Here is a 9,698-nt window from a genome sequence, read left to right on the forward strand (position 1 = left end):
GCCTCGAGTGGGCTGTTGGCGAGTGGGCTTAGCGCAGGGTTCCCGCACCCACGATCGTGGGTTGTTCATCCTCGTCCGTGCTGACCTGCCAATACAGTAGTCCAGGCGGCAGGTTGGTGATGTCGACGGCTGTGCTGCGAATGTCCCGTCGATCGAGGAAGGGTGACTCCAGCTCACTGTCCGTATCGATTTTAAGGCGGTAGCGCAGGCCGCGTTCGAGCGGTGCCGCATTCCAGTTGAAATGGGTGCGCTGGCCAATCTGCTGAACGTCCACACCTCCATTGGCCGTGCGGTAAAGCATCAGGAATTCGCCGGGTTCGCCCTGCAGGCCTTGCGCATCGATGGCGATGACCCGAACGTAGTAGAACGCGTCGTCCAGCCCCTGGAACTGAAATTCCGGATCCGTTGCGGTTTGCTCCTGATCGATGTTGAGGAAGTCGGCACTGCTTGAAACCTGCGCGATGTACTCCACGGCTCCGGACACCTTCTGCGCGATAATTCGCCAATCAGTCGTGCCTGAGGGCGTTGGCACCCGCTCTGCACGTTGCGTGGCGGCTAGCAGTGGGCTGGTGTGCAGTGCGCCTGTTTCATTCAGTACCAGGCCCTGGTTGGGGGTTATCCAGGTTTCTGGACGGCTGGCCGAGGAGGGAGAACTGACCACTACCTTGCCCTCGAGCACCTCGACCAGCGAATTCTCCGGCGTATCGATGCGTACCACGAAGTGGGTGCCTCGTACGCCGAGCACACCCTGCGGGGTAATGACTTCGAAGCTGTTGAACGGGGTACCCTGGCGGGGCACGTAAGACTCCACTTCGCCTTTCTGCAGGATGACCTGGGCAGCACCGTATTGAGGATTCTGCCCCAGGGATATCAGGCTCAGCGGTGTCAGTACGCTCTTGGCTCCATCGTAGAAACCCATGGTCACGAACGTGGCCTCGCCGGTGCGCACGCTTTGTCCCTCGTTGAGCTTCATGCCTTCGGTCAGCGGTATTTCGGGCTGTCCCTGGGAGTGCACCCATGCCTCACCCTGGAGATGAAGGATGGTGATGGGAAAAGCGTCTTCGTGTTTTGGAATAATCAACCGGGTGCCCACCGTCAGGTCCAGCGGCGAGCCCAGTGCGTTGAGTTTCTGGATTCGCGTCCAGGCGCTCGGCATATGCAGATAATGCTCGGCAATGTCCCACAATGTATCGCCGGGTTCGACCACGTGGATCTGCTCGCCCGCTGCGGCCAGCGCAAGGGGGGGCGTCATGCTGCTGGACAACCCCAGGCAAAGGGACAAACTTAAAAGCAGGGTACTGCGCATGATTGTTTCCTTGCACTACGCTTCGAACGTGCTGCAAACGCGCCTATGAAGGCCCCGCGTTGCCTCCCCTGATGTCTGGCGAGGGGGCAGCGATTCTTTGATTCTTGTGGATATGAACGTGTGCCAGTGCTCGGCCAAAAGAATAGGGCAGAAGCGGTTTGTCGAACACGCCGAGGAAGCGAAAAGTGTGCGTATTCAGATTCTGGAAAAATTCCAGATGGCTGTCCAGTGGGCCGGCATCGCCGATCAAAGAATAATATCGTGTCAGGTGATTGCGTGACGCAGCCTGCAGCAGGATGCTGAGCTCGGCGAAGTTCAGACTCGTGCTGCAGAGCAGGATGTCATAGGTTTTTTGAGCGTTGTGCAGGGCGATCAGGCCCTCCATGCAGCCGAGTGCGGGATAAGTATTGAAGTATCCAGCTTCGCTAAGTTTGCTGACTGTTTCCATCAACTGGAAGGACCAGTCGTCGACGATCAGTATCCGGATATCGTTCTTTTCAAACGCCACCAGATCCGAAGCCGCACTAATGAAGTGATTGGTCATGATGAAGCCTCCCCAAGTAATGAATACAGGTGGTGGTGTCGGTTTTCGAAATGGCGCGTTACTATTGGGGCTTTGTTCGGCGAGAGCGCCGAGAGTCATACATGTGTTTGATTATTAATAAAAAAGATATTCATATCCGGCTAAGTGACAATTGTTCAGATTGCCCGAGGGTTATCGCCGTCCATGCCAGTAGTGACGTAACCTTTTGATCTGGAGCGGTACCCATGCGTATTGCCATTCTTGATGACGAGCCTGTCGAGCTCAGCTTGCTGAACAAGACGCTGAGTTTTTTGAAACTGCCCGACGGTGCGATGCCCATCTGCACCATGTTCTCCGAAAGTCCCGACCTGCTGCGGGCGCTAAAGAGGGAGACCTTCGACCTGATCATTCTCGATTGGCAGGTCCCTGAAATCAGCGGTTTGCAAATGCTCAAGTGGATAAAGATGCATTTGAACCCGTCGCCACCCGTAGTCATGCTCACCTCTCGCACGGGTGAGCGTGACGTGATTCAGGCGCTCGAGGCCGGTGCTATCGAGTACATCAGCAAGCCATTCCGCCAGGGTGAGCTTCTGGCGCGCTTGAAGAATGTGATGCGTCAGCAGCAGACCGAGCCTGCCAGCGACAACGTGCAGAGCTTTGGCAATATCCGCTTCGATCTTCAGGAGACGCAGGTTAGCGTCGATGGTGTTCCAGCATCATTGACGCAGCGCGAGTTCGAGTTGGCGCTGCTGGTGTTCAGGAATCAGGGGCGCCCGCTATCGCGTAGCTATCTGTATGAACATCTGTGGGGGAGGGATGAGCAACTGTCCTCGCGTACACTCGATACGCACATCTATCGCATCAGGAACAAACTCAAGCTGACTTCGGAGTTCGGCTGGGTATTGAGTACGGTCTACGGCTACGGTTATCGGCTCGAGGCGCTGGATGGTAGCGCTCCGTCGGATGAGGAATTGATAGATATTGAAGATTGAAAAAAGGGCCTTGTAGGCCCTTTTCGTTGAAATGGTCCGACGCTCAGTTGCCTATGATTTCGATGCCGACACGGCGATTGGGTTGCAAGCAGCGAATCAGTTGGGGAGTGGCCTTGGTGCCCGGGCACTCGGCGATCGGCTCGGCGCTTCCTTTGCCAAGTACGGTAATTCGATCACGAGCAATGCCAGAGCGGCGGAGTAGTTCAGCCACTGACTGGGCGCGGGCCAGGCTGATTCGGTGGTTCGCTTCGGCGGACCCCAGGCGGTCGGTATGGCCGGTCAGAATGAGCTGTGGTTGCTGGCTGTAATCGTCATGCAGTAGCTGAGCGAATTGCTCCAGGCTGCGCCGACCCTTGGGTTTCATGTCTTCGATACCGGATTTTCCGAATTCGAACAGCGCGTCGGATGGAATGTCCAGCTTGCGAACCGGTATCGGTTGCGCGGTTTCCTGAAGGTGGGGCTTGGTGCACACCATGCGCCATTGATCATGGGGAACAGTCTGTAAATCGGTATTTGGTTTCACTGGAGTGTGGCAGGTGATTTTCTGGCCGTCCTCGATGAAACTGAATGCGTAGATGTCACCATTCGCGGTGGTTACTGCCTTGGCAGGCCCACCAACCTTCGGGGCATGCTCATCGACGACTATCGCAGGCTGGGCGGCGGTAGCGGAACACGCTGAAAGCCCTATGACCAGCAGGACGAGAATGACAGCAGCAAGTAGGGTCGACAGGAATACGTTTTGGCCTTGCATCTTCTGATTACCATGAGGCTCCATGAGAGCCTGTATCTTAAGCACGCAGGAAGTGCTCGAACCGACCGGTTCACATTTGATCAGAATCCGCGGCATGGCAAAGCTTCCGACTTGCATGATCTATCGTTCTCTCAATGCTTCACGACCTTTGTTGAACGGCTTTATCAAATACGAAAGTATCGTTTTCTGTCCGGTATGAATGTCTACCGTCGCGATCATGCCTGGCACGATGGGTAGCTTTTCTCCGTTCTTGTTCTGCAGTGAATCGGACTCGGTCATTATATAAACCCGGTAGTAATACTGATCGCGGTGTACATCATCCTGGATGGTGTCCGGTGATATCAGTCCTACCCGCCCGCTGAGTGCCCCATAGATCGAATAATCGTAGGCGGAGATCTTCACCGTGGCCTCCTGGCCTGGATGGATGTAAGCGATGTCACGTGGAGATATGCGTGCCTCTACCTGTAGACGCTCATTGAGCGGCACGATGCGCATCACCTGCCCATTGGGGGGAATCACGCCGCCGAGAGTGCTTATCTCGATATCCTTGATCACGCCGCGAACAGGGGAGGTCAGGGTCAGGCGAGTCAAGGAGTCATTACGCCCCCGGGTGACGGCCTGCTGGGCTTCGATTTCCGCGTTGGCCTTGGCCAGCTCCTCGTGCGCCCTGACCAGATACTGAGCACGGGTATCGGTGTGCTTGTTCTGCAGTTCGTTGAGCTGGCGCTTGAGGCGCAATACTTCCACCGCGCTGGCGGCACCGCGTGCGACCAGTGGCTCGGTCATCTTCAGTTCGCTGCGAATCAGGCGCATGGCTTCATTGAGCCCGGAGAGGGATTCATTGAGGCCTTTGCGACGTGACTCATAGAGCGCGGTTTCCGCCTGCACGAGGCCGGGCTCTTCGAGGACATCCTCAGGAAACTGCAATTGTGTGTCATTGACCTCGGCGCTCAGGCGCGCGGCGGCGGCTTGTGCAGCTCGGCTGCGCGAGGCGCTTTCGGCAACCGCCGATTCGATGCGGGTGCGATCCAGTTGAGCGAGAACCTGGCCCCTTTCGACGATGTCGCCCTCCTGAACGGGGAGGGCGGCGATCACGCCTCCTTCCAGAGACTTGATCACCTGCTCCTTGGATGACGCGATGACCTTGCCGCTACCGGTGGATACTTCATCGAGTTCGAAGTACCAGGCCCAGCTCAGGAATACGAGCAAGAGCGTTGCCACTAGCCAGACCAGGCGCGAGGAGCTGGGCAGGGATTTTTCCACCAAACCGAAGCCGTCGACATGCTGGCTGTCCGGTTTGCGCGATGGCTTTTCGTTGACGCTCACGGCGGTGCGTGAGGCTGCAGGTGTGGTGTTGGGCATTCTGTTTGGCTTCGCTGCAAAGATGATGAGATGAGAGGCGCGATCTACTTGTGACCGAACCGCGCGAGTACCTGCTCTTTAGGGCCATCCATGACGATACGCCCGCCGTCGATCACCAGAATGCGCTCGACCCATTGGAGGACCGCAAGGCGATGGGTCGCGACGATCAGCGTGCGGCCTTCGAACCAAGGCGTCAGTTGCTCCAGAATCTGCATTTCGCTCATTTCGTCGAGCGAGGCGGTGGGCTCGTCGAGCAGTACGGTGGCGGGTTCGCGGATGAGGGTGCGTGCCAGTAGCAGTGCCTGCTTCTGCCCCCCGGAGAGGCCGACGCCGCCTTCCATGATCAGATAGTCGAGGCCGCCCTCCTGGGATTGCACCAGCCCCAATGCACCACTGAGTTCCAGTGCCTGAAGGATTTCGTTGTCGGTGGCCATCGGGCGACCCATGGTCAGGTTGTCGCGGATCGAGCCGAAGAACAGTCGTGAGTTCTGGGTCAGCAGCCCCACGTCGCGGCGTACGTCTGCCGGATCGATCAGCGACATCTCCAGCCCGGATAGTTTTATCGATCCGCTTTGTGGAACCTGCAGGCCAGCCAGCACTTGCAGCAGGGTGGATTTGCCCGCGCCGTTGCGCCCGAGCACGGCGATGCGCTCGCCGGGCCGGATCTTCAGGCTGCTGATTTCCAGTGCCGGAGTCTTGTCCTTTTCGCCGTAGCGGTACTGGATCTTGTCGAGATCGAACTGTCCCTGAAGCAGGGGGCGGTGGAGCAGTCTGGAATGCTCGGGCTGGTCGACGGGGCGCTTCATCAGTTCGTCCAGGCCCTGGCGGGCCACCTTGGCTTGCTGCCAGCGGGCGAACACGCTGGAGATCTGTGCCAACGGGGCCATCATCCGTGAGGCCAGAATCGACGAGCCCACCAGCGCACCGGTGGTCATGTCGCCATTCATCACCAGGTAGCAGCCGCCGAGCAGTACAGCGGCATAGACCAGCCCCTGGAGTTCCTGAGTCCAGGTCAGCAGGAAGTTGGTGATATGACGCTGCCTGATGGAGATGTCCGCCGATACCGCGTGCAACTGGTTCCACTGATTCTGGAAGCGTGGCTCGGCGCGCAGCAGCTTGATGTCCTCGATGCCCTGCACCGCTTCCACCAGCACGGCGTTGCGTATCGCCGATTCGCGCATGCCTTCGTTGGACAGTTTGGCCAGCGGTCGTTGTGCCAGCAGCCCGGGCAGGATCAGCAGGGGCAGGGCGCCTAGAGCGATGTAAAGCAGCGGGCCACCCGTCAGATAGAGAATCGCCAGGAACAGCAGCACGAAGGGCAGGTCGGTGACCGCGCTGATGGTGGTGGAGGTGATGAGTTCACGAATCTGCTCCAGTTCGCGGATCTGCGAGATGAAGGTGCCTGTGGATTTCGGGCGGGCGTCGTTACGCACCCGCAAGGCGTGGCCGAACACCATGTCGGTGATTTTCAGGTCGGCACGTTTGCCGATCAGGTCGGCAATCCTGGAGCGTGACATGCGCAGCAGGAACTCGAAGCCAATGGCAAGCATCACCCCAAGAAACAGCACCCACAGCGTGGATTCCGACTGTGCGGGTATGACCCGGTCGTATACCTGCATGGCGAAAATCACCCCAGCCAGTGCCAGAACGTTGGCCGCCATGGCAGCCAGCGCCACATCGCCATAGCGTTTCCAGTCACGCAGGGCGATGCGCCAGAACCAGTTGGCCTGGTAGGGTTTTATGTAGTCGTCGACCCGTGCGTCGGGTACGGATGACTCCGGGCGTAGCACGGCCACCCGCACCGCTCGTTCTCGCAGGTTTTCCAGGGACAGGGTGATCGGAAGACCCTGTTCGCCGCTCAGCAGAGCACTGAAGCGACCCTTGCCGTCGGCCTTTTCGATGATCGCTACCTGCCCGCTGCGCAGCTCGACGGCCAGGGGGAGGCGCCAGGGGTCGAGCGCTTTGTCGGAGTAGGTCTCGAAGCGCAGCATCAGGCCCATCTGCGCGGCCATGCGATGGAGTACTGCATCGGGGTCGCTGCCACGTTCCCAGGACAGGGAAACCCGCACGCTTTCTTCCGACACGCCCATCCTGTAATGCCCGGCAATGTTCAGCATTGCCTCCAGCCACGGCTGATTACGTGCGGCGCTGGTGGTCTGTTGAGCCGTCATGGCTGGATCTCGATCTGTTGGATGGATGTGTCGTTGAGGGAGTAAGCTTCGCGGCTACGCCCGGTTGCGCCGATGTAGGTGACCAGGCCAGCCCAGTAGTCATGGCGGGTCGTCTCCAGCTCGGCGGCAGCCTGATAGACCTCCTGTTCGGCGTTGAGCAGGTCCAGTACCGAGCGGGTGCCAACGCGGTACTGCTCTCTGTAGAGCTCTCTGGTCTCGGTCATGCTGGCCATGCGTTGGCCGAGAATGCCCATGCGTATGCGGGCGCCTACGGCTTGTTTGCGTGAGCTTCGCAATTGGTTCTCGGCTGCCAGGCGCGCTTCCCTGATAAGGGCGTCGGCCCGTTCGATACCTGCCGTGGCGGAGCGGATCTGCGCTGAGACGGCGCCTCCTTGATAGAGCATCATCGAGCCGGTGATCATGGCGGTGTTGTAGCTGCCCTGGTCGATGCCATTGTTAGGGTTGGTACCGCTGAGTGCCTTGTTGGCCGAGCCTTCCAGGGCGATCGTGGGGTAACGTTGGGCCTTGGCGTTTTCCAGCTGACCATTTGCAGACTTGCGATCCGCCTCTGCGGCGAGCACGTCTGGAAGCCGGGTGTAATCCCAGGGGCTGTCCAGATGGGCTGCATGCTCCAGATCCGAGGGTGGGGTGGCGATGGTGTTGGGCTGGTTATCGCCTACCAGCGTGGCTAGTCGCGCGCGCCACTGATCCAGCAAGGTCGAGACCTGTTGATGGTTGGAGCGTGCGCTCTGCTCGCGGGTGGTGGCCTGAATGAAGTCCGATTGCGAGGTGAGCCCTGAGTCGGCGCGCAGCTTGACCATCTCCAGAACGCTCTGCATGGCGCGGACCTGATCCGAGGCGATCTTCAGCAGCGCCTGCTGGCGGTGCACTTCCAGTAGGGTTTGCGCGGTTTCTTCGGCGATGGTGTCGATTTGCTTGAGCAGCAACGCCTGTTGCTTGAATACCTGCCCTTGGGCCTGATTGACCGAGCCGCTGACCTTGCCGAAATCGTGGAGCATCTGTGAAACCGACACCGTGGCGATCTGGCCGTGGCCATAGGTGCTGACCCGGCCCGAGTTGACGCCGGCAGAAATTCTTGGGTAGTAGCCAGCTCTGGCCTGATCGACGGCCCCTTCCTGCTGGCTGATCGCCGAGGCAGCCGACAGGATCGAGGGATGGCGGTTCACTGCGATGGCAACCGCATCGCGCAGGCCGAGAGCCCCAGCGCGTGGCTGTGAGTTCACTTCCGCGCCAGCTTGAGTTGATGTAGCGCCCAGTTCGTCCGCGAGGCGTTGTGTGCTCAAGCCCTGTGGCATTGCACTGTTGCTGTTCCCCGAGAGCCAGGGAAGTTCAACTGCGGCGGCATGGCTGTACGGCAGGCAGGGGGCAAGTAAGCACATGCGCAATAGGACGCTACGGGAGTTGTACATGTAGTCAGAGTTCCTGGTCGTTAGATGCGCAGGGGGCTGCGCTGTACCGTCAGCTATCTCTGAGATAGCTAATGGCCATTATTTTTGAAGTCGATCAGTTTGAGTTGCTCTAGGCTCTAAAAGGAGGATAGTTAACATTTGTTCAGAATCTACTATCCGGATCGTGCCTGAAGTTTTATTCGCAATGCGGTGCTCGAGGTCTGCGACGCGGGTTCGGTCACGATCTGACAGCCTCTTCTGGCGTGCGAGGCCTTGCGAGGCGGGGGCTGAGGTAAGGTGGGCTGCTGTTGATAATGGGACGTGGTTCATTCAGGAGCTGTTGTCGGTAGCTGTCTGAGGTGTTTGCTGTTCAGGCGGTTGTATATTTTTCCAGAACCTTTTTAACGCAAGAAATCTCTAAAAATACATGCTGAAGTGCCCTGTTGAGGTCGCTATGAAAAGCCTGATGATTGTCGTTAACAAGTCGAGCCATGAAAAAAAGTCTGTAGTTTCTAAAGAGTTTTCATTGCTGGAACCGTCTGTAGTCCAGTTGGCAGTCAAGCGATCTGACATTAGCAGTATCGAGCGTGATGATGATTCACTTGTCATTGCGCTTAATTCTGGAACAGTGTTCAGAATTCAGGGCTTTTTTCCTGAGCAGGGGTCGCTGCAGAACGATCTGGTTATCGAAGATGGTGAATATTTATGGCGAGTGGATTTAGCGAGTGGGGAGCCGTTTGTAGGGCAATACATTCCCATCGATTCCATCGAGCCATTGTTGATCAATGAAAGCTTCGATCTCTCGACCGCAGCCTGGTTATTAGGCGGCGCTACGCTTGCAGGTGTCGCGCTTGGTGGTGGTGGTGGTGGTGGTCAGGGGCCCTCTGACACCACTTCACCCGCAGCGCCTAGTGCCAGCTTGGTTAACAATTCTGACGGCAGTCTCACCATCACTGGTACCTCGGAGCCAGGCAGCACGGTGAGAGTGAGGTATCCGGACGGCAGCACCGGCACCGTAACTGCAGGTGGCGACGGTTCTTACAGCCTCACAACACCCGCCAATCAACCCACCGGCGATGTCGTGGCGACGGCGACGGATGCTGCTGGTAATGCCAGTACCGACACCACCGTCTCCTATGTCGATGCGACTGCTCCGGTTGCCCCCTTGGTCAATGTGACGACCA

At 58.2% G+C, this 9,698-nt stretch carries 8 protein-coding genes; 2 read left to right on the plus strand and 6 right to left on the minus strand.

Annotation, left to right across the window (positions count from 1 at the left end; genetic code table 11):
- Positions 1–28: 28 nt before the first annotated feature.
- Positions 29–1,306, minus strand: coding sequence for a FecR family protein (locus tag QRN22_RS08625; protein WP_042553053.1), 1,278 nt, complete (start codon positions 1,304–1,306; stop codon positions 29–31).
- Between the two features lie 43 nt (positions 1,307–1,349).
- Positions 1,350–1,850: a hypothetical protein gene (locus QRN22_RS08630; protein ID WP_042553052.1), complete on the minus strand. Its 501-nt coding sequence runs from the start codon at positions 1,848–1,850 to the stop codon at positions 1,350–1,352.
- 224 nt (positions 1,851–2,074) lie between these two features.
- Here QRN22_RS08630 and QRN22_RS08635 point away from each other — a divergent pair, with 224 nt between their 5' ends.
- Positions 2,075–2,821 carry a response regulator transcription factor gene (locus tag QRN22_RS08635; protein ID WP_042553051.1) on the plus strand — a complete coding sequence of 249 codons (747 nt, stop codon included), beginning with the start codon at positions 2,075–2,077 and terminating at the stop codon, positions 2,819–2,821.
- Between the two features lie 43 nt (positions 2,822–2,864).
- On the opposite strand, the gene QRN22_RS08640 is transcribed toward QRN22_RS08635, so the two are convergent.
- The 4 genes from QRN22_RS08640 to QRN22_RS08655 all read right to left on the minus strand — a co-directional run bounded on the left by QRN22_RS08640 (position 2,865) and on the right by QRN22_RS08655 (position 8,349).
- Positions 2,865–3,689 carry an OmpA family protein gene (locus QRN22_RS08640; RefSeq protein WP_082045748.1) on the minus strand — a complete coding sequence of 275 codons (825 nt, stop codon included), beginning with the start codon at positions 3,687–3,689 and terminating at the stop codon, positions 2,865–2,867.
- A gap of 3 nt (positions 3,690–3,692) precedes the next feature.
- The gene (locus QRN22_RS08645; protein WP_285402206.1) at positions 3,693–4,898 is read right to left on the minus strand and encodes a beta-barrel domain-containing protein; all 1,206 of its coding nucleotides are present in this window, start codon (positions 4,896–4,898) and stop codon (positions 3,693–3,695) included.
- A gap of 80 nt (positions 4,899–4,978) precedes the next feature.
- The gene (locus QRN22_RS08650; protein WP_042553049.1) at positions 4,979–7,105 is read right to left on the minus strand and encodes a type I secretion system permease/ATPase; all 2,127 of its coding nucleotides are present in this window, start codon (positions 7,103–7,105) and stop codon (positions 4,979–4,981) included.
- Positions 7,102–8,349 carry a TolC family outer membrane protein gene (locus QRN22_RS08655; protein ID WP_231570133.1) on the minus strand — a complete coding sequence of 416 codons (1,248 nt, stop codon included), beginning with the start codon at positions 8,347–8,349 and terminating at the stop codon, positions 7,102–7,104. The genes QRN22_RS08650 and QRN22_RS08655 overlap by 4 nt, the downstream gene beginning before the upstream one ends.
- A 619-nt stretch (positions 8,350–8,968) precedes the next feature.
- On the opposite strand from QRN22_RS08655, the gene QRN22_RS08660 reads away from it, so the two are divergent.
- On the plus strand, positions 8,969–9,698 hold a 730-nt coding region (locus QRN22_RS08660), incomplete at its 3' end, for a BapA/Bap/LapF family prefix-like domain-containing protein (protein ID WP_285402211.1).

The sequence above is a fragment of the Pseudomonas sp. MEJ086 genome, from assembly GCF_030209025.1.
In the GTDB taxonomy this organism is placed as follows: domain Bacteria; phylum Pseudomonadota; class Gammaproteobacteria; order Pseudomonadales; family Pseudomonadaceae; genus Aquipseudomonas; species Aquipseudomonas fulva_A.